Raw genomic sequence first — 22,606 nt, 5'->3', positions numbered from 1 at the left:
CATGATGAGCGACAGGCGGAACGCGAGCGGTGATGCCGGGACAGGAGGGATCGTCGAGACAGTGAACGTCGCCCTGCGCACAATTGCTACGCCGTCGCTGACCCAGCTTGTCCTGCGCTGCGCCCTCGCCGTCCCGTTCTGGCGGTCAGGCATCAACAAATGGGACGGCTTCCTGCAGCTGAACGATGTCGCGGTGCTGCTCTTCAGTTCGGAGTTCAAGCTGCATCTGCCTGGCGGACCTTACGATTTTCCCGCACCCGGGCTGGTGGCGTTCGCGTCAGGGTCGGCGGAAATCCTGCTGCCGATTCTCCTTGTTCTCGGCCTGGCGACACGGCTGGCGTCCTTCGGGCTGCTGCTGATGACACTGGTCATAGAAGTCACTGTGCCTGACGGCTGGCCACTGCACATCACCTGGGCGGCGATGGCGCTTGGCATCATGGCGTGGGGACCCGGCCGGATTTCGCTCGATCACTGGATCGGGACTCATAAAGGCTGAACTGACCACCTCTTCCGCGCGAAGGGGCGAAGGTAAACCTCTGCGGCGACGCGAAGGCTCAAGTTCGTTTCCGCGCAGCCTTCTTCCAGCGGCCAGCGGCTTTGTCGTCGATCTCCTTGGCCTCGACCCAGCCGCCGTCAGTGCCGTCGGCGCGGTGCACTTTCTTCCAGAAAGGCGCACGTGATTTCAGGAAATCCATCAGGAAATTCGCTGCCTCGAACGCCGCATGCCGGTGCGCGGAAGCCGCCACCACCAGCACGATGTTTTCGCCGGGCGTTATCTTGCCGTGGCGGTGGATGACGGTCAGGCCTTGCAGCGGCCAGCGTGCGATGGCTTCGGCGGCGATGCGGCCGATTTCGGCTTCGGCCATGCCGGGATAATGTTCGAGCTCAAGTGCCGACAGCTGGCCCTGCTCGTCGCGGCAGAGGCCGGAAAAGGACACCACGGCGCCGATGTCCGCGCGGCCTTCGGTCAGCCTGGCGATCTCGGCGGCGACGTCGAAATCTTCGCGCTGGATGCGCACCGTCGGCGCGCCGGACATGGTGTCAGCCCCCGGTCATCGGCGGAAACAGCGCGATCTCGCGCGCGCCGGATATCTTCTCGCGATGCTCGACATGTTCCTGGTTGATGGCGACGCGGATCACATCGGGATATTGCAGCGCGTGCTCATACTCCTCGCCGCGCGATTTCAGCCAGCGCAGGAGATCGGCCACCGTCTCGATGCCGGTGGGCAGTTCGACGTCTTCCTCAGGCTTGCCGATCCGTTCGCGCACCCAGGCAAAATAGATGAGCTTCGTCATCTCACTCGTCCATGATGTGCTTGAGGCCGGCGCGAAAATAGTCGTAGCCGGTGTAGAGCGTGACCAGTGCGGCGATCCACAGCAGCACCAGCCCGGTCTGCGTGGTCAGCGGGAAGATCTTGTCGCCGGCGGGGCCGGCGAGCAGGAAGGCGATGGCGACCATCTGGATGGCGGTCTTCCATTTGGCGAGCTGAGTCACCGGGACCGACACCTTTAGCGCCGCCAGATATTCGCGCAGGCCCGAAACCAGGATCTCGCGGCACAGGATAATGATCGCCGCCCACAGCGACCAACCGGCAATGCCGGCGTGGCGGTCGGTGTCGGCGGCGAGCAGCAGCAGGCAGGTGGCGACCAGCAGTTTGTCGGCTATCGGATCGAGCATCTTGCCGATGTTGGAGGTCTGCTGCCAGGCGCGTGCCAGATAGCCGTCGAGATAATCGGTGATCGAGGCCAGCAGGAAGATGATCAGCGCCGACCAGCGGGCGAAGTCGCTCGATTTCAGATGCCCTTCAAGAAAAAAGCACAGCACCACCAGCGGCACCGCGACGATGCGGGCGTAGGTGAGCATATTGGGCAGGTTGAACGCGCGCTTGGCCATATCTCAGGGACTCTTTCTGCCTGCGTACTCAAATCAGAACCGGATGTAGGGGGTCAACAGCCGAGATTCGATTGGCCAGACGAAAATAGCCTGGTCTCTCTTAGAGGTGACGCATGTCGTTGTCCCAAAACCGCTCCACACTTTTGGGCGACATGCGTCAGCTCTCGTGGAAATGGTTGTAGACCAATTTCGCCACCTGCTCGGAAATGCCGTCGACCTTGACCAGATCCTCGACTGCCGCGCGGCTGACCGCCTTGGCGGTGCCGAAGGCCAGCAGCAGCGCCCGCTTGCGGCCGGGACCGATGCCGGCGATCTCGTCGAGCGGACTCTTGACTAGCTCCTTCTTGCGCCGCGCGCGGTGCGAACCGATGGCGAAGCGATGGACCTCGTCGCGCAGCCGCTGGACGAAATACAGCACGGGATCGCGGACGGGCAACGAAAACGAGTCCCTGCCCCTGACGAAGAAACGCTCGCGGCCGGCGTCGCGGTCCTGCCCTTTGGCGATGCCGATCGCCACGACGCGGTCCTCGATGCCGAGATCGGCGAGGATCTTTCGCACCGCACTCATCTGACCCTGGCCGCCATCGATCAGGATGACATCGGGCCAGGCCGGAAAGCTGCCGGAAATGTCTTCTTCGATGTCGTCGCCCACCGCCGCGTCGTCGGCAACGGCGACATCGCCATGTTCCTTGAGCAGCCTTGAAAAGCGCCGCTCCATCACCTCGCGCATCATGCCGAAATCGTCGCCGGGCGTGATCTCGGTCGAGCGGATGTTGAATTTCCGGTACTGGTTCTTCACGAAGCCTTCCGGCCCGGCGACGACCATGGCGCCGACGGCGTTGGTGCCCATAATGTGCGAATTGTCGTAGACCTCGATGCGCACGGGCGGCTTCGCCAAGCCGAACGTCTCGGCAAAGCCGGCGAGCAGACGCCCTTGCGTCGAGGTTTCAGCCAGCCGTCGGCCGAGCGCTTCGCGCGCGTTCTGCAGCGCGTTGTCAGTCAGATCCTTCTTTTCGCCGCGCTGCGGCACCGAGATCGACACTTTGCGGCCGGCGCGGGTGGACAGCGCCTCGGCCAGCAGTTCCTGATCCTGGACGCCTCGCGACAAAAGAATGTTCCGTGGCGTCGGCTTGTCGTCATAGAACTGCGCCAGGAACGAGCCCAGTACCTCCGACCCCTCCAGTGCCGGATCAGCCTTGGGGAAATAGGCGCGATTGCCCCAGTTCTGGCCGGTGCGGAAGAAGAACACCTGGATGCAGACCTGGCCGCCCTCCTGATGGATGGCGAAGACATCGGCCTCGTCGACCGTCGCCGGGTTGATGCCCTGATGGCTCTGCACATGCGAGAGCGCCGCCAGTCGGTCGCGATAGATGGCGGCGCGCTCGAAATCGAGCTCCTGCGACGCCTCCTGCATGGCGGCGGAGATTTCGGTCTTCACCTTCTGGCTGCGGCCCGACAGAAAATCCTTCGCCTCGCTGACCAGCTCGGCGTAGTCGCCCTGCGAGATTTCGCCGGTGCATGGACCGGCGCAGCGCTTGATCTGGTAGAGCAGGCACGGCCGGGTGCGGTTCTCGTAAAAGGAGTTGGTGCAGCTCCTGAGCAGGAAGGCGCGCTGCAGCGAATTGATGGTGCGGCCGACCGCGCCGGCGGAGGCGAACGGGCCGAAATAGTCGCCCTTGCGCGAGCGCGCCCCGCGATGCTTGTAGATGCCGGGCGAGACATGATCGCCGGTCAAGAGGATGTAGGGGAACGACTTGTCGTCCCGCATCAGCACATTGAAGCGCGGCCGCAAGCGCTTGATAAGATTGGCTTCAAGCAGAAGCGCTTCGATCTCGGTGCGGGTGACGACGAACTCCATCGTCGACGTCTCGCGCACCATGCGGCCGATGCGGGCGGTATGGAACCGGCCTTGCGCGTAGTTGGTGACGCGCTTCTTCAGGCTGCGCGCCTTGCCGACATAAAGCACATCGCCGGCGGCGTTCATCATGCGGTAGACGCCGGGCGCGTTGGGCAGGCGCTTGACCAATGTCTGGATGACCTCGGCGCCGACCATGCCGTCGGCGTCGCCGGCATGCGGTGCCCAGTCGATCGCGGTGAAGGCGACATCGGGACTGGCGGCCTCCGGCTCGACGATCTCCTCGGCCGCCTCATCCTCGAGGTCGATTTCGGGCGGCAGATCGTCGGCGGCGCCGCGCTTGTGTTTCTGGTCTGCGGGACTCATTCCACCATGCCTGTCACATCCGGCGTCTGCCATGCAAGATGCTGGCCGCCGTCGAGCGCGATCATCTGGCCGGTCACCGAGCGCGCATCCCAGAGATAGCGGATGGTGGCGCCGAATTCGGTCAATTGTGGGCCGCGTTTCAGGATCAGGCCATCGACCTGCTTTTGGAAATCATCATCGTCCTGGCGCGCGTTCTTCAACGTCGGGCCGGGGCCGATGGCGTTGACGCGGATGCGTGGGCCGAGTGCTTGCGCCAGCATCTGTGTCTGCGTCCACAAAGCCGACTTCGACAGCGCATAGGAGAAATAGCGTGGCGTCGGCCGCCATACGCGCTGGTCGATAATGTTGACGATCAGCCCCTCCTGCCCTTGCTGCAGAGCGCGGGCGAAGTTTTGCGCCAACAGCGCCGGCGTTTTCACATGGATGGCGAAGTGGCGATCCCAGGCCGCCCAGTCGAAATCCTCGACGCTGTCGTCAACGAACAGCGACGCGTTGTTGACCAGAAGCGTGACCGGGCCGAGCGCGGCCTCGGCGCGGCCGACAAGATCGCCAACGGCGTCCATGTCGGTCAGATCAGCGGCAACCACGGCGGCGCGGCCGCCCTCGCCCCTGATACCAGCGGCCAGTGTGTCGGCTTCGGCGCCCGAGCGGTTGGCATGGATGGCGACGGCAAATCCATGCGCGGCCAGATCATCGACGATCGCCTTGCCGATCCGCCTTGCCCCGCCCGTCACCAGCGCCGTTCCGGCGGCTTCGATCATCTGTCAATCCTCAATCTGCGCCTCAATTCCGCTAGCCGGCACATTGTGACGCGTCCAGGTGTTAAATGCCGTTTCCACCTGGGGCAGGAATGTGGCGAAACGGCTTTTTCAGCGCCTGGACCCGTCCCGGATTCGGGTCGGCAGGTCAGCAATATAGGACGCTGGACTCCTTGCACCAAGCCGAGTGCAGTGCAGCATCACATACGTACTGACATTTCGCTGTTGCGAAGATGCAACGTCAAGCTTCGGCCTCATTCGCGCCGGGGAATGACCCAGTTTCAGGTTCGCTGCCGCCGCATTTTGACACGACATTCGGAACCGTTGAGTGCCAGATCCGTTTCATCCCCCGGACGGGTTGATGGCGCTCAAGACAAACAAGCCTACGTGTCTTGTGGCTTAAGGAGTAAACAACAATGCAAGCCAATCTCAAATTCGCGCCAATCGCGGTCGCGCTCGGGCTCTTCGCCCTCAGCGGTACTGCTTTTGCCGCTGACGTCGTCTCGGAAGAGCCCCCGGCACCGGCGCCGATCGCCGAACTCCCTGTCGCTTCCTGGGCCGGCCCCTATGCCGGTATCAGCGCCGGCTACGGTTTCAGCGGTCATGCCAAAGTCCACGACGGCGGCCCCGACATCAAGACCAAGGGCTTCGTCGGCGGCGTTTTCGGCGGCTACCAGTGGCAGCAGGAGAACTTCGTGTACGGTGCTGAAGCCGATCTCGGCTACAACGGCGTCAAGGGCGACAGCGGCGGCGTCAATTCCAAGGGCGGCTTCGAAGGCTCGCTGCGCGCCCGTCTCGGCTACGCTGTGACCCCGGAGATCCTGCTCTACGGTACTGGCGGTGGCGCCTTGAAGAACCAGAAGGTCTCGGTCCCCGGCGACAGCGACAGCAGCACCATGCTCGGCTGGACGGCCGGTGTCGGCACCGACATCAAGATCACCGACAATGTGTTCGGCCGTGTCGAGTACCGCTACACCGACTTCGGTTCCAAGAGCTTCGACAGCGTCGGCACCAAGGTCAAGGAAAGCGACAACCGCGTCACTTTCGGCGTTGGTATGAAGTTCTAACTGTCGTTCAAGCCACGACACAAGAAAGCCGGGCCTCGCGCCCGGCTTTTTTTGTGCCCGGCGGGAGGCAATTTTACCCGTTGCGCCCTTTCCCGGCTTGCCGGTTTCGAGAATTTTGTACGAGAAGGCAACAAACTCACCGAAAACTGCGAGCCGGCCGCCGTGCCCGCGCCCCGACGTGGCTGCCGTCCAGGCGCCAGACCTCAAACTGTCGCGGCAGGCGGGTGAACCATCGGCTCTTGCTGGAAACCATCATGGGCCGGGATCGACGGCAGCCGGTCGAGCCATCCCGCCTTCGACGGCATGAAGACCTGCGCATCCGGCCGGTATTCGCCCGGGTTGCTCATCGTGGCGGCATGGACATGAACCTCGGTGGGCCATCTGTCGGAGCGGAAATAGAGCCTTGTGCCGCAAGTCGGGCAAAATCCGCGAAACGTCCCGGGGCTGCTCTCATAGTGCACGATCTCGCCGGTCCAGCTCAGCTGTTCTGGCTTCATCCCCAGGAAGGCCGTGAGGGGAGAAGACGTGGCACGCTGACAATCGGCGCAGTGACAGACCAGTTTGCGCGTCAAGTCTCCGGAGTAGGTCCAGGCAACCGCTCCGCACATGCAAATTCCCGTAAGGACCATCGCACCCTCCCCTCGCCGTGCGCCCCAACTCGGCAAAACTCACTCGGCGAAGCTTAGAATGCGCCGCGCCACCCGCTCAGGCGCGCCTCTTTGCGACCTTGGCAGATTTCGATTTTGCTGGAAGCGTGCCGACAAAGGCAAGCGCGAGATCGAGCCAGCGGCCAAGGTCGGCGTCGGTCGCGGTGCCTTCCGGCGCGACATGGACATAGCCTTCCATGGTGCGTCCGCCCATCTCCATCGGGCGCGCGTGCGGACGGGCAGCGGCGGCGCTGTGCGCGGCCTTGCCGACGCGGACCAGCAGCCCGCGCTTCGATGTGCCGACCAGCATGTTGCCGTCGATGAGGAAGCAGGTACCGCCGAACATCTTCTGCTCGGTCAAGGCGCGGTTGCCAAGGGCAGTGCGCAGGCGCTCGACCATCGGGTCGGCCGCGCTGCCGGTTGTGGTGGATGACTTCGCCATGTTCACCGCCAGTGTGCGATTTACCGGGCGCCAAGCAAGCACGAATCCGAGCGGCGGTTCAATATGGAAAGTGGAGCGCGGCAGTGAGGCGCCAATCTCCCGGCAAGACAGAGGGGGCGCGAAGGATCGCCGACGTTGAAGCTTGTTCGAACAAACTCGGTGTTGGCTCCGGCTGCCATTCGATGACAGGCTGGCGGGACAGCGCCCCTCTGCCTTGCCAGGCATCTCCCCCACCAGGGGGGAGATCGGCAGTTCTCACCCCGGCACGCAGCCTTTCAGTTCCGGGAACTTCTCGTCGAAACGCGCCGCCCAACGCGTCAGCCGGCCGCAGCCCTTTTCCCATTTGCCGGCGAAGCGCAGCGAGAGGTAGCCAAGGCAGGCGCGCAGCGCCAGCTGGCCAAGGGTGATCTTCTTCGGAAGTTTCGGCGGATTGGCGTTGAGGAGGTCGAGTGCGGCGGTGATCTTCGTCCACTGGCGGTCGAGCCAGGGCTGATAGACCATCTCCTCGGGCCGCGTGCGCCGCTCATAGACCATCGACAGCGCACAGTCGCAGATGCCGTCGGCCAATGCCTCCAGCACTTCGGCCTCGAGACGCTTGTCGGAATTGCGGGGCAACAGCAGATTCTTCGACGCACGGTTGAGATGCTGGGTGATGGCACGGCTGTCGTGGATCGAGCGGCCGTCGTCGAGCACGAGCACCGGGATCTTGCCTAGTGGATTGGCCACTATCAGTTCGGCAGGCTTGTCCTCGGTCTTGACCGGCACCAGGTCGACGGCGATGCCGGCATAGAGTGCCGCCATGCGTACCTTGGAGCTGTAAGGGGATGAGGACGCGTAGAGCAGCTTCGGCATGATCGGTTCCCTGTTTGCAGACGGCCATCGTATGTCGCTCAAAAAAGTGGTTCCGGTCTTTGAGAGAACGACGCGCGTAAAACAAAGGTCTAGAGCGCGTCGCCCGAACCCGCTCGAATGCGACTGCTTTAGTGTTGGCCGATCTTCTCTGAGGGAGCAACTGCCAGAAGGACAAAACCAGGCAGCCAATCCGCCGGCAATGAAGTCGCCAATGCATGTCGCTCAGAAGTGGCGTCGATTTCGTGAGAACGACATGCATCAAAACAAGACCTAAGGCGCAACAAAAAAGCTCCCGGGAATCTGCCAGTCGGCAAAGTTCCCGGGAGCTTTGAGATGGAACGTTGTCCGCTGTTACTTCTTCTTGGCGGCTGGCTTCTTGGCCGGTGCTGCCTTCTTCACAGCTGCCGTCGACTTGGCGGCGGCGGCCTTCATCGGAGCCTTGGCGGCGGGCTTTGCCGCTGCCTTGGCTGCCGGCTTCTTGGCGGCGGGCTTGGCTGCTGCCTTAGCAGCAGGCTTCGCCGCGGCCTTGGCGGCCGGCTTCTTGGCGGCGGGTTTCGCTGCTGCCTTGGCGGCGGGTTTTGCCACTGCCTTAGCTGCCGGCTTCGCCGCTGCCTTGGCTGCCGGCTTTGCCGCTGCCTTCGGTGCTGCCTTCTTTACTGCAGGTTTCGCGGCAGCTTTCGGTGCCGCTTTCTTTGCCGGCGCTTTCGCCGCCGGCGCCTTCGTCGTGGTCTTTGCCATGCGATGCCCCTTGCGTTTGTGCCGATGGCCGTTAGTGACCCGGCGAGCTAATGCATATCTGACTCGCGCGTATCTAGCCAGCGAAGCATTACATAGAATTACGCAGATTAAATTTCGGTTACGCTGAGAGCACGACCGCAATGATCGGCACAGAAATCGGCAAAGAATCTTCCCACTTCGCGGCGAACTGTTGCGAGAGAAATCTCGAGCATCGCGACTCAAGCGATCTTCTCGTCAAGCTCACATTCTCTTGCAACGCCGTCGATCTCATGCGGTCATCGGCGGCTTATCGGATGGCAAAAATCATTGCACCGCAGAGGCTGATCTTGCTTCATTCCGGCGGTTGCGGAAACAGCATCAAAATAAATGCGAGCTTTTTACTCGTATATTGAAAGTGGTTGGACGGAAGCTAGGAAAGACAGCACTTGAGGGGACAGCCTGTTGTGTTGGACATCTTCCAGACGAGAAGGGAGATCGCCAGCTTCGGCGCCAGAGATGCCCAACGGAAATGGGAAGCGAAGGATCGGGCAATCCTCCTCCCGGGAAGCCGCGATCCCTTGGAAACCAAGGGGTGTAGGCCCTAAGCTCCAACCCGCTCACGCACCTGCAGCCGACGCGCAGGATCGGTCTGATGGAGGTGGACGGCAAACGTATCCCATGGCGGCGTGACGCCGATCTGCACCAGGATGCGGCCGATCTCGCCGCGATGGTAGCCGCCATGCGTGACGACATGGGTCAGCATTTCCTGGCGCGACATCATCGCCTTGTCGCCGTCGGTGAAGACAAAGGGCACAGGCTGCGACAGAAGTTTTGTCGGCACAGCGTCCAGATAATCGAGATACCAGCGGTCCATCGCAGCGACGTCTGCGCTGAGCTCATCGAGCGTCGGCGTGTCCTCGGTATTGTCTGACGCGTAGCCGTGATGAGTGCCGGAAGGATGCGCGGCGAATATCCTCGACACGATGAGGTTGTGGTTGAGCAAACGGATCGCAGTGTGACGCTGATCCACATGCATCCGCGGGTCGAGCTTCGCGAGCTTTTGCAGCAATTCGCCATTGGCCCAGGCTTGATAGACGAAGAGACTGCGAAGCAGATCCAGCGCGCTCATGGTCTGTATCCTTTGCGAAAAATGTGAGTATGTTGTCTATATTCTTGGCTGATGGAGCAGACATGTCTACTCGCATTGCAAAGCCGCGCTCGCGCATGCGCAAGCAGCCGCGCCAGGCGCGTTCGAGAGCAACCGTCGAGGCGATCATCGAAGCCGGTGCTCATGTTCTGAGCGCGCTCGGCTGGGCCGGCTTCACCACCAACAAGGTGGCCGATGCCGCCGGCGTCAGCATCGGCTCGCTTTATCAATATTTTCCCGACAAGCTGTCATTGGTCGAGGCAATCCGGCGACGACATTTCGATCAGGTGCTGTCGGTGATCGCCGAATCAGCCGAAGGCGACAAGCCGCTCAAGCGATTCGCGCAGGAGCTGGTGCGCGGTATGATCGAAGCGCACAGCATCCATCCGACCCTACATCAGGTGCTGCTCGACGAAGCGCCGGGCGATCGCGGATCGCGCGCCGCCCATGCCTCGTTCCAGTCGCGCTATCTCGACCACTACACGGCGGCGGTGGCGCAATATCGCAGACGCAGGAAGGACAATGAGACCGTGGCCCGGGTGCTGTCCTCAGCGGTCGAGGGCGTCATCCACAATGCCGCGCGGCGAGACATGCTTGAGGCGCCGGAGTTGCAGAAGCAACTCGTCGAGCTGATCTGCGCCTACCTCTCAGGTGCGGGCCGCAGCGTGTAAATAGGATAGCGTGATCGAGATCCCTCGCCGCTCACGGCTGATAGCCGAGGCAGATGGCGCCAAGCGCGACGACGGCGCAGGCGCCGACACGCCGCGGCGTCAGTTGCTCGCCGAGGAAGAACCGGCCGATGAAGGCGGCAAAGACAACGCTGGTTTCGCGGATGGCGGTGATGGGGCCGGCGGGGCCGAGCGCGAAAGCGGCGACCACGACGGCGTAGGCCAGAAGCGCAAACAGTCCGCCGGCAAGGGCCTTGCGGGTTTCCGGAGCGCGCGGGTCGACCACAAGCCTGCCGCGCAAGACGATGAAGGTTGCCGGCAGAAAGGCGCCGTAGATCAGCAGCACCCAGGCGGTATAGGTAACGCTGCCGCCCGCCACGCGCACGCCGATGGCGTCGACCGTCGCATAGGCCGCGATGATCGCGCCGGTCGCCAGCGCGTACAGGATCGAGGTCGACGACGCCCTGCCCCTGCCGAGCGACAGGCCCATGATACCGCAGGCGACCAGCGCGACGCCGACGATCTCGGGCATTGTGAGCTGCTGGCCGGCCAGCAGGAAGCCGCCAAGCGTGACCAGCAGCGGCACGCTGCCGCGCACGATCGGATAGACCTGCCCCAGTTCGCCGTAGCGGTAGGCGGAGACCAGGAACACGCTGTAGCCGACCTGCAGGCAGGCCGAGAGCGCGACATACGGCCAGGCGCCGGCCTCCGGAAGCGCGTGGAAAAGCGCCATCGGGATGGCGATGAGCGTGCTCGAAAAGCTCATGACGGTGACCGTCCACAACCTGTCGGCACCAGTCCGCAGGAAGGCGTTCCAGCCGGCGTGCAGGACAGCCGCGAACAAGGCGAGCGCAATGACCGTCGTGCTCATTGCGCTGTACGCGCGCTGGCGATGATGGCACCAGCCGCCTTGCGGGCGCTGTCGATGGCGGGCTGCCCCATCTGCGCCATCAGTGTCGCGCCCTCGATCAGCATCAGCAGCGCCGCCGCGGCACCCTCAGCCTGCCTCGGAGGCATCATCTCCTCGAGGATCGCCTGCATGCGCCGCTTGAGGCCGTTCTTCTGCCTGGCGACGGCCTGAAACACCGGGTGGCTGGGATCGCCGAACTCGGCCAACGCATGCGCGAACAGGCAGCCGTGGAAATCAGGGCTGCTGAACCAGCGCTCGTGCCAGTCGAAGATTCTTGCGATCTTGCGCTCAGGCGGGGTGACCTCTCGCGCAAGTTGGTCGAGCTGGCGCTCGAAGCGCCGGGCGCGATAGTCGAGTACCTCGACGATCAGTTCGTCCTTGCTCGGAAAGTGGCGATACATCGTCATCTTGGCCACATCGGCCTCGGCAATGATCCGGTCGATGCCGGTGGCATGGAAGCCGGCGCGCTTGAACAGGGCGTAGGCGGTTTCGACGACGTGGTGGCGTTTGTCTTTTTTGGGCAATGGCGTCATGGTTTTTACCGGTTATGAGACAGGTCTGTCTCATACCTATGCAGTCAATCAGCGCTGCCTGTCAACACGCCAAATGAAAACGCCTGCGGCCGATGTCACCGCAGGCGCGAAAAGATAGAAGAAGGATCTGCGTTCAGCGCAGGACGCGGCAGCGGCCGTTGTAGACCATCCAGCGGTCGAAGCCCGAAACGCAGAACTCGACATTGTCGCCGATCGAGGCAAAACCCTGGCCTTCCTCGATCAGGTACCAGATGGTGCGGGCACGGCCATCGGAGAGGCTGACGGTGGCGCCGCAATAGCGACGGCCGATCGGCCATTCTTCGCTCGCCGGCAGATAGCGGTGCTGGTGAATGCGCTGGAAATCGGTGATCGAGACGTCAGGCAGATGCGGCACGTGATGCACCTGATAGGAGAAGCGGCTGGAGATCTTGTTCAGCACCCAGGCCTCACCGCAGACGCCGCTGTCGGCGTCGGAATAGACGGAAAGATCGGCGGCCTGCGCTGGCTGGCCAAGGGGTGCGGCCAGCGGCGTGCAAAGCGAAATCAGGGCAGCAAGAGCGGATTTGGCAAAGCGAGTCATGGCAGCCTCTCAAAGGTCGACTGCGCGCACTCTGCGGATTCGGCGGCGCGCGGTCAAGCGGTCGCGCCGACGATGGTTTCCCGCTTCGCAACCGGTTTTGCCGATGCGAAGCCGAGAAACCACTGTCCTGAGCTTTGAAAAGCTCGCCTTCCTCTGTTTTGGGGAGGCAGCTGCCATGGCCGGCGGGCTGCCGGAACCTGGTTCAGCCCTGCTTGGCGTCGCCTTGAGGTATCGCGGCCGGATCCATCCACATCGCTTCCCAGATGTGACCGTCAGGATCGGCAAGGCTGCGATTGTACATGAAGCCATAGTCCTGCTGGGCGTTGATGTCGGCGGTGCCGCCATTCTTCGCCGCCGCCTCGTTCATCGCATCGACCGCAGCGCGGCTGTCGCAGGACACGGCGAGCATAGCCTCGCTCGAGGTTGCGGGCGGGATGGGGCGGTCGGTGAACTGACGCCATTTGGCGTGGGTCAGCAGCATGACGTTGATCGTATCGCTCAGCACCATGCAGGCCGCGGTGTCGTCGGTGAAGTGCGGATTGTTGTCGAAGCCGAGGGCTTTGTAGAAGGCCATCGACGCAGCTAGGTCGGCGACGGGCAGGTTGACGAAGATCATGCGGGGCATAGGGTCTCCTTGACAATACACACTTGAAACCGGAACCGGCTTTCCGCCGGGCCATCTCCGATGCCTTCTCTCAACGCACCTGAGATGCCTTGCCGCGCAGCCTTTCGGTCTGCGCCTTCTGCATCAGTTCGACCTCTTCGACGAAGCCGAGTAAAAACTGCATCTCGGCCACCGTGTATTTCTCCAGCAATGCGGCACCCGCCTCGAAGATCGGATGGTAGCAGCGCCGCACGAGCTCCTCGGTTTTCTTGCCCGCCGCGACCATGACCTTGCGCCTGTCATCGGGATCCGGCTGACGGCTGACGAAGCCGCGTTTTTCCAGCCGGTCGATCAGCGACGTGACCGCCGCCGGCGTGAGATTTGTCTGCCGCGCTATGAGGTTTGCCGGCTGCGGGCCATGGCTGATCGCGCCGAGACAGCGGCGCTCGGCAGCGCTCAGCACATAGATTTCGGCGACGGTTCCATCAAACGTTTCAACGGCATCCTGCCAACGCGAAATCGCGAAGCCTATCGCGTTGACCAGTTCCTTCCTTGTCGATCTTGTCATTTAGTTCGTAAATCTAATAATCAGATTTTCTGCCTATCCGATTTTAGAATGAGCGTCAACGCCAGCCCGGTGATGATGTGGATCTCCGTGGCTTTCGGTTTCGTTGAACACAGCTGAGCATTCGCCGATGGCGCCGACTGTCATAATCGTTAGCGACTTTGCATCGTTGCCGGGCGTCGCCCGCTGCGAAGCGTCGCTACTCCCCGGCCAGCCATTCCAGCGACCAGTGCGCCGGTTTTTCGACCGCCAGCAATCTGTGCAGAGCGGGCAGCACGATGCGCAGGTCGCGCTCCAGCGTGAAGGGCGGGTTGACCACCACCATGCCGCTGCCATCGAGGCTGGGTTCGCGCGACGCAGGCCGGATCTCGAACTCGATGTCGAGCAACTTGGGAACGCCCGATTGCTTGAGCGCCTTGCGGAAGGCGATGATCGCCTTGCGGTCCTTGATCGGATACCACAGCGCATAGATGCCGCCCGGCCAGCGCTTGTGCGCTCTCTGCATCCCGTCGACGAGGCGGTCGAATTCGCCGGCTTGCTCGAAGGGCGGATCGATAAGAACCAGTCCACGCTTTTCCTTCGGCGGCAGGTGCGCGCCGAGGGCCAGCCAACCGTCGAGTTCGATCACCCTTGTCTGAAAATCGCCGGCAAACAGCGTCTTCAGCCTGGCGGCGTCATCGCCATGCAGTTCGATCGCCGACAGCCGATCCTGCTTGCGCATGAGATGGCGGGCAACGAGTGGCGAGCCGGGATATTTCTTCACGCCGCCATCGGGATTGAGCGAACGCACGGCTTCGAGATAGGGGGCAAGCAGCACAGCCGCCGATTTGTCCAACGAAGCGTCGATCAGGCGGCCGATGCCGCCTTGCCATTCGCCGGTCTTTTGCGCTTCCGTCGACGACAGATCGTAGCGGCCAATGCCGGCATGGGTGTCGATGACACGGAACGCCTTGTCCTTCTGCTTCAGATAGTCGAGCAGAAGGCTGAGCACGACATGCTTGACGACGTCGGCGAAATTTCCGGCGTGATAGGCGTGACGGTAGTTCATGCCGCCCTCATGTCGAGGAGCCCCTGCCCCAGCGCGGCGGTGGCGGCTTCGAGTTCGGGTTCTCCGGCCGGCTGCCGCCGAAACGCAGGGAGAGCAGGAAGCCGATCAGGCCGACGGCCATCAGCCCATAACCGACCGGCCGGGCGCGGTTGTCGATCTCGCCGGCGCCGGAGCGCAGCACCAGGTCCACCGCCCGCATCGGGATATCATCGGCATCGCCCGGGCCGACGGTGAAGAGATAGGAGCCGGGGCTGACGGTCGCGATCACGCCGGCCTCGTCGCGAAAGATCTTGTCGGGCAGTTGCGGGCTGACCTGGCGCGGATTGTCTGAGTGGTCGAACTGCAGCGTCGAGGCGAGCACCGTGCGGCTACCGGCGGCAGCGGTCAGTGTCAGGACAGTGCGCTGCTGCGAGACAATGCGTTCGGCCCTGGCGGTCAGGTCGACCAACACCCTGACCGGCGCATCGCCTGCCGAGAGCGTCACCGTCACCGGCTTGAAGCGGCCCTGCTCGTAGACCCTGTAGCTGCCGATCTCATGGCCGGAGAAATTCGTCATCGCCCAGGGATAGACGATACCGACGGCGATACCGGCGAGCAGGATCAGGAAGAATAGAAAGCGCATTGAGGATCACCCGAGTATTCGACCAGCTTGCCAATAGCGCTCCAAGTCTCAAAAGGCGATGGCCTGCGCGGCGAGCCTCGTCTGTCCAAGACAAAGACATAGCCAAATGAATGGTTGTGCGGATTTGGCCCAAAGCGAGCTGCCCGCCGTCCAACCGCATCGGCGTCATGTCTGCGTCGCAGTGCTGCCGGATTTCTACCTATACGCTCAAAAGCCATCGCTAAATTAGGGAAGTCTAAATAAATGAATAGACGCAACGACCATTCCGACCGCATCATTTTCTAAGAATTTATCTAAGAGCCGTGACGTTCCTATATTTTCGATATTCTATAAATGAAAACAACATCAAATACAGCTAAAAACGCACAGTAAAAGTATTGGTTTTAACTGGCGTTTCCGGTTCCTTTTCTGAAATTATCCTGCCACATCGTTGCCCTACGTCAGCGAAAATTCCCGTAAATATTTATGTTTTTTGTTGGTATATTTCCAATTTCGGCTCGGTCCTCGGAATGCTGCCGCAGACGCTGCCGACCTCATGATTAACCACTCCCGAACGATCACGGTTAACGATTCGCTAATTTAGTTGACTATGTTGTCCACAGGTATATTTTTGGTACGTTGGGATGTGCAATTTGGGCGAGTAATGGGCGATGGTGGCACCAAACGCGTAACAGCGATTTCGGGGCGTTTCGAATGCTGAACGGCAGCCAATAGCCGTATAGCGTCGCCCAGCGAACTCAGAAAGCAATCAACAGACAGCAGGAGTGACGATTCCGCCGAAGCGGAAGGTTTGTGACGTTCTCTGAAACGTCGCCCGGCAACGCTATGTCCCGGTTCGGCGGTAGCGTGAGTAGTGCGTAAGGGCGAAGGGGTAGAGTATGGGTAGATCTGTCAACGTTCTGAAACTCGAGTCCGGGAACAGCCGAAGGGGCGCCAAATCCAATCGGGGCCGCGCCCTGGTTGCCGGTGGGGCAGGATTTCTAGGTTCGCATCTGTGCGAGCGTCTTTTGCTGGATGGATACGAAGTTGTCGCCTTGGACAATTTCCACACCGGCAAAAGATACAATCTCAATGCCCTCCTGCGCGATCCGCGATTTACCTGCATCGAGCACGACATTGTCGACGCACTGCCTTTGGATCTTCAGGTTGATGAAATCTACAACCTCGCCTGCCCGGCCTCCCCGCCGCATTACCAGGCCGATCCGATCCATACGTTCAAGACAAGCGTGCTTGGTTCGCTGAACCTGCTGGAACTCGCGCGGCGGAACAATGCCAAGATATTCCAGGCTTCGACGTCCGAGGTCTATGGCGACCCCCTGGTGCATCCGCAGCCGGAGGGCTACTTCGGCAACGTCAACCCGCATGGTCCCCGATCCTGCTATGATGAGGGCAAGCGTTCGGCCGAGACGCTGTTCTTCGACTATTCGAGAACGTATGGCCTCGATGTCCGCGTCGCGCGGATCTTCAACACCTATGGCCGCCGCATGCAACCAGACGATGGCCGCGTCGTGTCGAACTTCATCGTCCAGGCTTTGCACGGTGACGACCTGACCGTCTACGGCAGCGGCCAGCAGACACGTTCATTCTGCTACGCGGACGACCTGATCGAAGGCTTCATCCGGCTGATGAACGCACCGAGCGCACCGAAGCACCCGGTCAATCTCGGCAACCCTGCCGAATTCACGATTCTGGAACTGGCGACGCAAGTGATCGAATACACCAACTCGCGGTCGAAGATCGTGCATCGGCCGCTGCCCGTCGACGATCCCAAACAGCGCAAGCCGGACATCTCCTTTGCCAGGAACAATCTCGGTTGGGAGCCAAAAATCAGCTTGAGCCAGGGGCTCGCGCATACCACGGCGTATTTTGACGCCCTGCTCTACGCGCGCCCGCCCGTCAAAGAAGCTGCGATGTAAATGAGCCGGCCGGCAATCCTGGTGACGGGTGGAGCCGGTTACATCGGCAGTCACACCTGCAAGCTGTTATCAGCCGCCGGCTACCTGCCCGTCGTTTTCGACAATCTGAGCCGCGGCAACGAGAGATCCGTTGCCTGGGGGCCGCTTGTCGTCGGCGATATCCAGGACCGGAAGGCGCTGCAGCAGGCGATCCGGACGTATCAGCCGAAAGCGATAATCCACTTTGCGGCGCTGGCCTATGTCGGTGAGTCTGTTCATGAGCCCGCGGAATATTATTCGACCAATGTGTCGGGTACCATCGCGGTGCTTGACGCGGCGCGCGCGAGCTCGATCGAAAACATCATCTTTTCAAGCAGCTGCGCGACATACGGTGTGCCCGAAACACTGCCCATTCGCGAGACCTCGGCGCAAAATCCAATCAGCCCCTATGGGCGGACCAAGCTGATGGGCGAGCAGATCATCGGGGACTATGCCTCCGCCTACGGAATGAAATATGCGATCCTGCGTTATTTCAACGCCTGCGGCGCCGATCCCGACGGAGAGCTCGGCGAATGGCACACGCCGGAAACGCACCTGATCCCGCGAGTGCTCATGGCCGCATCCGGCACGATCGACGAGATCGAGGTTTTCGGCGCGGACTATGACACGTCGGATGGCACCTGTGTGCGTGACTACATTCATGTCAGCGATCTGGCGCGCGCGCATCTGAAGGCTCTGGTGCATCTGGAGTCGGGTGGCGAAAGCCTGTCGGTCAATCTCGGCACCGGACGTGGAGTGTCCATCAAGGAGATTCTTCAGGCGGTCACCCGGATGACGTCAAAATCGGTTCCGGCCGTCTTCCGGCCCCGGCGCCCGGGAGACCCGGCAGAGCTCTACGCCGACCCGGCCAGCGCACGCGAACATCTCGATTTCATGCCGGAACTTTCCGACATCGATACGATCGTCAGGACAGCCGCACCATTCTTCGGACTGGAGGCTGCCGCGTCCACAATTCCGATGCCGACGTCGAAGCGACGCCGGTCAACTGCGCCAGACATGTCAAATGCATCGGAAAGCAATACCAGCTCGCAAAGCTGGTAGTAGTCGTCCCGTTTGTCGTGTGTCGGGACGTGGGCTCGCTGAGGTGAGTGAGGGCCTCTCAGCGAGCCTTTGATACGGCTCGGCCCTGGAAATCGTGGAGGGCCCTCACGACAGGGCCTGAAACCAAAGCCCGTCAACGCGCTTTGTCTTCATGCATGCCGTTGTCCCAAAATCGCTGCGCACTTTGAGCCGCATGCATCAACTCTTGGAATCGATCAGGCTACGGATCTGGTCAAACTGCGCGCCCTTTGTATCGCCTTCCTCGAATTTCCGTTGCTCGTCGGAAGGGTTTTCCGAAGAGTGCCTGAAACTGTACCAGGCTCCGTCCGGATCCTTGCGCTGCTGGAGGGTCCCACCCCGGATGCGGTGGCTGAAACACGTGCGAATCGGCGCTGAGTAGTTCTTGGACCGCCAGACGAGATCCATGCACATCTTGCCATCGTTGCTCAGATGCCATCTGCCTTCGCCGACAGAAGCCGTGTCCTGCTCGGAGGTCCAGGCCCGGACCGGCCGATTCTTCTGTCCGAAATAGGCCGCTCCGTTATCCCATATCCACGTGCGGTCAGCATAAACAAGCTGAAGTTCGAAAGCCGTCGGGACAGTAACGGCATCTGCAGGTCCTCTGTCTTTAGCACCAGCTGCGTGCGCGGCTCCGCAAAGCGCCATCTGGCACCAAATGGCCAGGAGGGGCGCAAGGGAGACACGCCAGGCAAGTCGATGGCGCCTCGCCCCGCTGGCTGATCCAGATGGCAATCCGGTCCGGGTCGTCATGCTGAGCAATCGCATTCGATGTTCGTTTCCCAAGCGGGCGTCGACCAGCCAAGCATACCGCAAGAACGGGCCCGGTCCGTCCTGCGCTGACAACTGGCTCTACACCCCAACCATCAGTATTTCGCATGCTATTGACTGCCACGCGAAGATGTCAACCGGAAGGCCAACAGTGTCTGTCGCGGCGCCCACGGGCTGTAGATCGAAGACGACGGTCAGGCACGCGGCACGTTATACACATCCCTCGACGAAGGGGCCGCTAACCCATAGCGAGCCGTTGCTGTACATGGCCGTCCCGTTGTCGTCGGTGTAGCCATGAGACTGCCCGTCGACATGCAGCCTGGTGTTTGGCACCAGCTGACCGTTCACCTTGACGCTCTTGATGAACAGGTTGCGATCACCTGGCTTGCCCTCTCCGCCCCACAAATCGTTGATATAGCGAAGCTCGATCGTCTTCGGGTTCGGCACGCTGCTGAGATCGATGTGGAACGGCTTGGCCTCGGTCGACGCCTGCATTAGCTCCGCCACGGCAGCTTCGGGCGTCGATGCGGCGCTCTCGTTGCCCGGGACGTCGATCTCGGCGACGGTCTTTCCGTCGACCACGACGTCGAACCGAGGCGCGCCCTGGAGATTAACGCCGGCAGCGTCGACCTCGAGACTGGTGATGGAGCAACGTCCTGTGGCTTTCGCCGCGGCGGCCACCAGGTCGGCCACGCGCTGCCTCTGCGATTGCACCCATCCGGCGATCGGCTGCAGCAGCGCGTTTCGGTCGCCCGTACCGACCTTGAAGAGGTTGGTTCGTTCACCGGAATCGGCCTTGAGGTCGTATTCCTCCACCTTGCCGGTGGTCGCGTTGAAGATGACCTTTCGATCGTTCTCGCGGTAGCCGAACAGGAAGCCGGCCCAGGGATTGAAGAAGAAGGTCTTGTTTGGCCGTTGCTCGCTGAACAAGCTGCGCCCCTGCCACTGCTTCGGCAGCTGAAGTCCGAGTATGTCGAAGATCGTCGGGGCGATATCGATGATGCCGCCGACCGGGTGCGCAACCTCGTCATGAAAGAGGTGCTTGTTGATCATGATGAGCGGGATGTGGATGTTTTCCTCGTAGATCGCGCTGGCATGAATGTAGTCGCCATGCTCCCCGAACGCCTCGCCATGATCGCCCAATATGACCACGAGCGTCGAATCGAGCTTGCCGGACTGCTTGAGCGATTCAAGGATCTCGCCAAGTGCCGTATCGCCGACCTTCAGGGCGTTGAGATAGGCATTGAATTTCTGGTCATCCGAGTAGTGGACCAGCGTGTTGCCATCGGAGGAAGGCGCCATCTTCGAAAACATCGGGCTGTCGGTGATGTAGGGATAATGGGTCATCGCGGTGAACATTATGCCGAAGAAGGGTTTTGCCTCGTCCTTGTTCATCCAGTCGATGATCGACTGCGCCGTGCAAAGATCGCTGTTGTAGTCCATGTTCTTCCACTGCTCGGAGCTGAGCTTGAAGGTCGGGGTGCCACATTTCTGCCCCCGGTAGTCCTGGATCACATCCAGTCCCTTGTTGAGCAGAAACTCATCGACGCGTTGGAATCGGGAATCCGCGCTCCAGAAGAACCCTGTGCGGAAATTGTTCTTGGACAGGGTGTTGGAGATCGTGTCGAGAGGCAGATAAGGATATCTGGTGGTCATGCCATAGTATGAAATGTCGTTATACATCGAGGTGAGCAGAGAAAACACCGAGTAATGCGTGGAAGGTGCGTGCGCATATATGTTGTCGAATCGTATGGAGTCCTTTGCATAACTCTTGATATTTGGTGTGACCGGATACTTGCCGCCAAACGTCTCGATGTATTTCGATGGCACCGACTCCATCATGAAAATCAGCACGTTCTTGATCGGGTTTGGCGTCGGCGCCTTGAAGGTCGACGTTTCCGGCGGACGCTCGCCAACGCTTGCGACATCCGGGTCATTGGTGTTGGCATTCATTGTCAGCACGACAGGCGTTGGATTGAGCAGGGCCGATTCAACAAAATACAGGATCGGATTGTCGATCTTGGCCGCCGGCAGCGCCTCCGCCCGCACGTGGTATCCGGTGCCGACGATGCCCGCGCCGACACATACAACGAGCACGCCCAGAAAGGCTCCGTAGCCAGCGGCGCTCAGCCGCTGGCACAAGCTGGCCGCGGCATAGCCAAGGATGAGCACCAGAATGACGGACCCGGAAAGGGTCGCGAAGTCCTTGATGTTGAGTGCGTCGCCCATCGCGTTCCTGGCATCGGCATTCTGCAAGAAGTCGCCATAGACCAGCCACTGGAACGTGAACGGTTCGCCCAGCATCTTGACGAGATTGATGTTGGCAAATCCCCAGCCCAGAGAGACCACGACAGCAACATAGAAGAGGAAGACGACGACTGCTGAGCCGAGACGGCTGGCCTTTGCCAGGAAAAGCAGGATCAGCGTCACCACGGTCAGGGAGGTAACGACAATCAAGTCGTAGTAGCTCGATGCCAATCCCTTGGGGATGGCCCCCAAAAGGCCAGGAAACGTGGTTTGCGGATCAACGATTGCGCTGCGGTAGACACCCAAAAGCAACCAGGACAGCAGGCCCGTGCAAATGATCCGCAGGCTCCTGCGCCGGAAGCGCAAGTCCTTCGATGAAGCCGTCCTCGCCTTCGATTCCGTAAGGCCGCTCTCAGGTCGGCGCGCCGACCCCATATTGCCGCCGATGCTCATACAATTACCCGCCGCCAGTCTGCGCTTCGGCCCAAACCACGGCCGCTAGCCTTCAAACCCCCACCCGCAGAATCGGCTTGCGCTAAAAAAGAGTCAACAAAATCAAGTTTGTGTTAACCAACTCTCTTGAGAACTGGTTAACCGAACGCATTGATCGGCGATGCGTTTTGGCCAAGCGAGCTGTCTGATCACCTGTGCGCCCGCCGTATGAATCGGCGACGGCGGGCGCCGTCGAGCGCCCGCCGTCGTGATCTTTCAGTAACAGCGTCAGCAATCAGCCGCCACGCAGACGCGTCGGGCTCAGGCTGGCGACGGTCATGCCCCGCTGTTCGGAAGGACACGTCGGCAGAAAGCGGCTCGCATCCGCGTATGTCATCTTCGCGATGGAACTCTTCAGCCCGCCACGCTTGGCGATCCAGCCGCGAACCCAGCCAGGGTAGTTTTTCATCATGAAATTCGCGGCCACCTGATTGCCCCGCGCAGAAACGCCATACGGCAGGTGAAAGCCGAACGACGCGTTCTGCGTGATGCACACCTTGCTCTTGGGCATCGACAGATAAAGCGTGCAGGCCGAGTCGCACGAACCGTTGAACCGCACAAAGGTGCCGCTGCGGCGCATTTTCAGCGCACGGATAGCATAGTCGATCACATAGCCACCGCGATCGCCACTGATCGTCTTGACATTGCCGGTGCCGAGGTTGATGCGCGGTCGCAGCAATTCTCCCGCGGAGCTTGCCGAGACCAGTGCGCCCATCAAACCCAGCGCGCCAAGAAACTTCATTATCGTTTTCATTTGCGCCTCCTGCTATGCCGTCAATGACTAGCTGGGAGGCGTAAAGATTGAAT

Annotated in this window: 26 protein-coding genes; 6 read left to right on the top strand and 20 right to left on the bottom strand. The window is 61.2% G+C overall.

What is annotated here, in order from left to right:
- Position 1: 1 nt before the first annotated feature.
- Complete coding sequence (locus tag H0241_RS18465; protein ID WP_181059077.1) at positions 2–496, top strand: DoxX family protein; 495 nt, start codon at positions 2–4, stop codon at positions 494–496.
- A 58-nt stretch (positions 497–554) separates the two neighbouring features.
- Here H0241_RS18465 and H0241_RS18460 read toward each other — a convergent pair whose 3' ends face one another.
- The 5 genes from H0241_RS18460 to H0241_RS18440 form a co-directional block, all read right to left on the bottom strand.
- Positions 555–1,037: a molybdenum cofactor biosynthesis protein MoaE gene (locus H0241_RS18460; protein WP_181059076.1), complete on the bottom strand. Its 483-nt coding sequence runs from the start codon at positions 1,035–1,037 to the stop codon at positions 555–557.
- Between the two features lie 4 nt (positions 1,038–1,041).
- On the bottom strand, positions 1,042–1,296 hold the full coding sequence (moaD, locus tag H0241_RS18455) for a molybdopterin converting factor subunit 1 (RefSeq protein ID WP_181059075.1): 255 nt from the start codon (positions 1,294–1,296) through the stop codon (positions 1,042–1,044).
- Between the two features lies 1 nt (position 1,297).
- Positions 1,298–1,894: a CDP-diacylglycerol--glycerol-3-phosphate 3-phosphatidyltransferase gene (gene pgsA, locus H0241_RS18450; protein ID WP_023673449.1), complete on the bottom strand. Its 597-nt coding sequence runs from the start codon at positions 1,892–1,894 to the stop codon at positions 1,298–1,300.
- 157 nt (positions 1,895–2,051) lie between these two features.
- Positions 2,052–4,115 (bottom strand): excinuclease ABC subunit UvrC, encoded by a 2,064-nt coding sequence (gene uvrC / locus H0241_RS18445; RefSeq protein WP_181059074.1) that lies wholly within the window; start codon positions 4,113–4,115, stop codon positions 2,052–2,054.
- Positions 4,112–4,876, bottom strand: coding sequence for an SDR family oxidoreductase (locus H0241_RS18440; protein WP_181059073.1), 765 nt, complete (start codon positions 4,874–4,876; stop codon positions 4,112–4,114). Before H0241_RS18440 ends, uvrC begins: the two co-directional genes overlap by 4 nt.
- A 413-nt stretch (positions 4,877–5,289) precedes the next feature.
- On the opposite strand from H0241_RS18440, the gene H0241_RS18435 reads away from it, so the two are divergent.
- Positions 5,290–5,940 carry an outer membrane protein gene (locus tag H0241_RS18435; RefSeq protein WP_181059072.1) on the top strand — a complete coding sequence of 217 codons (651 nt, stop codon included), beginning with the start codon at positions 5,290–5,292 and terminating at the stop codon, positions 5,938–5,940.
- Positions 5,941–6,143: 203 nt separating this feature from the next.
- On the opposite strand, the gene H0241_RS18430 is transcribed toward H0241_RS18435, so the two are convergent.
- From H0241_RS18430 to H0241_RS18415, 4 genes are all read right to left on the bottom strand, one after another.
- Complete coding sequence (locus H0241_RS18430; RefSeq protein ID WP_181059071.1) at positions 6,144–6,569, bottom strand: GFA family protein; 426 nt, start codon at positions 6,567–6,569, stop codon at positions 6,144–6,146.
- Positions 6,570–6,645: 76 nt separating this feature from the next.
- Positions 6,646–7,029, bottom strand: a complete 384-nt coding sequence (locus H0241_RS18425) for a TfoX/Sxy family protein (protein WP_181059070.1) — start codon at positions 7,027–7,029, stop codon at positions 6,646–6,648.
- 255 nt (positions 7,030–7,284) lie between these two features.
- Positions 7,285–7,881 carry a glutathione S-transferase family protein gene (locus H0241_RS18420; RefSeq protein ID WP_181059069.1) on the bottom strand — a complete coding sequence of 199 codons (597 nt, stop codon included), beginning with the start codon at positions 7,879–7,881 and terminating at the stop codon, positions 7,285–7,287.
- Between the two features lie 351 nt (positions 7,882–8,232).
- Positions 8,233–8,619, bottom strand: a complete 387-nt coding sequence (locus H0241_RS18415; protein ID WP_181059068.1) for a hypothetical protein — start codon at positions 8,617–8,619, stop codon at positions 8,233–8,235.
- Between the two features lie 140 nt (positions 8,620–8,759).
- Here H0241_RS18415 and H0241_RS18410 point away from each other — a divergent pair, with 140 nt between their 5' ends.
- Entirely contained in the window at positions 8,760–9,011 is a 252-nt protein-coding gene (locus H0241_RS18410; protein ID WP_181059067.1) for a hypothetical protein, read from the top strand.
- Between the two features lie 188 nt (positions 9,012–9,199).
- Here the strand turns inward: H0241_RS18410 and H0241_RS18405 are convergent, their stop codons facing one another.
- Positions 9,200–9,727 carry a DinB family protein gene (locus tag H0241_RS18405; RefSeq protein ID WP_181059066.1) on the bottom strand — a complete coding sequence of 176 codons (528 nt, stop codon included), beginning with the start codon at positions 9,725–9,727 and terminating at the stop codon, positions 9,200–9,202.
- 95 nt (positions 9,728–9,822) lie between these two features.
- On the opposite strand from H0241_RS18405, the gene H0241_RS18400 reads away from it, so the two are divergent.
- A complete protein-coding gene (locus H0241_RS18400) occupies positions 9,823–10,416 on the top strand; it encodes a TetR/AcrR family transcriptional regulator (protein ID WP_181059146.1) in 594 nt (197 codons plus the stop codon).
- 31 nt (positions 10,417–10,447) lie between these two features.
- On the opposite strand, the gene H0241_RS18395 is transcribed toward H0241_RS18400, so the two are convergent.
- The 7 genes from H0241_RS18395 to H0241_RS18365 all read right to left on the bottom strand — a co-directional run bounded on the left by H0241_RS18395 (position 10,448) and on the right by H0241_RS18365 (position 15,275).
- Complete coding sequence (locus tag H0241_RS18395) at positions 10,448–11,284, bottom strand: EamA family transporter (RefSeq protein ID WP_181059065.1); 837 nt, start codon at positions 11,282–11,284, stop codon at positions 10,448–10,450.
- Positions 11,281–11,856, bottom strand: a complete 576-nt coding sequence (locus H0241_RS18390) for a TetR/AcrR family transcriptional regulator (protein WP_181059064.1) — start codon at positions 11,854–11,856, stop codon at positions 11,281–11,283. The genes H0241_RS18395 and H0241_RS18390 overlap by 4 nt, the downstream gene beginning before the upstream one ends.
- Before the next feature lie 133 nt (positions 11,857–11,989).
- The gene (locus H0241_RS18385; RefSeq protein WP_181059063.1) at positions 11,990–12,436 is read right to left on the bottom strand and encodes a hypothetical protein; all 447 of its coding nucleotides are present in this window, start codon (positions 12,434–12,436) and stop codon (positions 11,990–11,992) included.
- A 202-nt stretch (positions 12,437–12,638) separates the two neighbouring features.
- Positions 12,639–13,061: a VOC family protein gene (locus H0241_RS18380; protein ID WP_181059062.1), complete on the bottom strand. Its 423-nt coding sequence runs from the start codon at positions 13,059–13,061 to the stop codon at positions 12,639–12,641.
- A gap of 70 nt (positions 13,062–13,131) precedes the next feature.
- Positions 13,132–13,608, bottom strand: coding sequence for a MarR family winged helix-turn-helix transcriptional regulator (locus H0241_RS18375; RefSeq protein ID WP_181059061.1), 477 nt, complete (start codon positions 13,606–13,608; stop codon positions 13,132–13,134).
- Positions 13,609–13,804: 196 nt separating this feature from the next.
- Positions 13,805–14,653 carry a 23S rRNA (adenine(2030)-N(6))-methyltransferase RlmJ gene (locus tag H0241_RS18370; RefSeq protein WP_181059060.1) on the bottom strand — a complete coding sequence of 283 codons (849 nt, stop codon included), beginning with the start codon at positions 14,651–14,653 and terminating at the stop codon, positions 13,805–13,807.
- 7 nt (positions 14,654–14,660) lie between these two features.
- Positions 14,661–15,275, bottom strand: a complete 615-nt coding sequence (locus tag H0241_RS18365) for a hypothetical protein (protein WP_181059059.1) — start codon at positions 15,273–15,275, stop codon at positions 14,661–14,663.
- Between the two features lie 878 nt (positions 15,276–16,153).
- Between H0241_RS18365 and H0241_RS18360 the strand changes: the two genes are divergently transcribed.
- The gene (locus H0241_RS18360) at positions 16,154–17,191 is read left to right on the top strand and encodes a UDP-glucuronic acid decarboxylase family protein (protein WP_181059058.1); all 1,038 of its coding nucleotides are present in this window, start codon (positions 16,154–16,156) and stop codon (positions 17,189–17,191) included.
- Entirely contained in the window at positions 17,192–18,271 is a 1,080-nt protein-coding gene (galE, locus tag H0241_RS18355) for a UDP-glucose 4-epimerase GalE (RefSeq protein WP_181059057.1), read from the top strand.
- A 198-nt stretch (positions 18,272–18,469) separates the two neighbouring features.
- Here galE and H0241_RS18350 read toward each other — a convergent pair whose 3' ends face one another.
- The 3 genes from H0241_RS18350 to H0241_RS18340 form a co-directional block, all read right to left on the bottom strand.
- Positions 18,470–19,057 (bottom strand): DUF995 domain-containing protein, encoded by a 588-nt coding sequence (locus tag H0241_RS18350; protein ID WP_181059056.1) that lies wholly within the window; start codon positions 19,055–19,057, stop codon positions 18,470–18,472.
- Between the two features lie 213 nt (positions 19,058–19,270).
- Complete coding sequence (locus H0241_RS18345) at positions 19,271–21,517, bottom strand: sulfatase-like hydrolase/transferase (RefSeq protein ID WP_181059055.1); 2,247 nt, start codon at positions 21,515–21,517, stop codon at positions 19,271–19,273.
- Between the two features lie 517 nt (positions 21,518–22,034).
- On the bottom strand, positions 22,035–22,553 hold the full coding sequence (locus tag H0241_RS18340; RefSeq protein WP_235984337.1) for a hypothetical protein: 519 nt from the start codon (positions 22,551–22,553) through the stop codon (positions 22,035–22,037).
- Positions 22,554–22,606: the final 53 nt, after the last annotated feature.

This window comes from Mesorhizobium neociceri (assembly GCF_013520985.1).
Taxonomy (GTDB): Bacteria; Pseudomonadota; Alphaproteobacteria; order Rhizobiales; family Rhizobiaceae; genus Mesorhizobium; species Mesorhizobium neociceri.
Note: the sequence above shows the minus strand (reverse complement) of the source record. Positions and strands in the feature narration are given on the sequence as shown.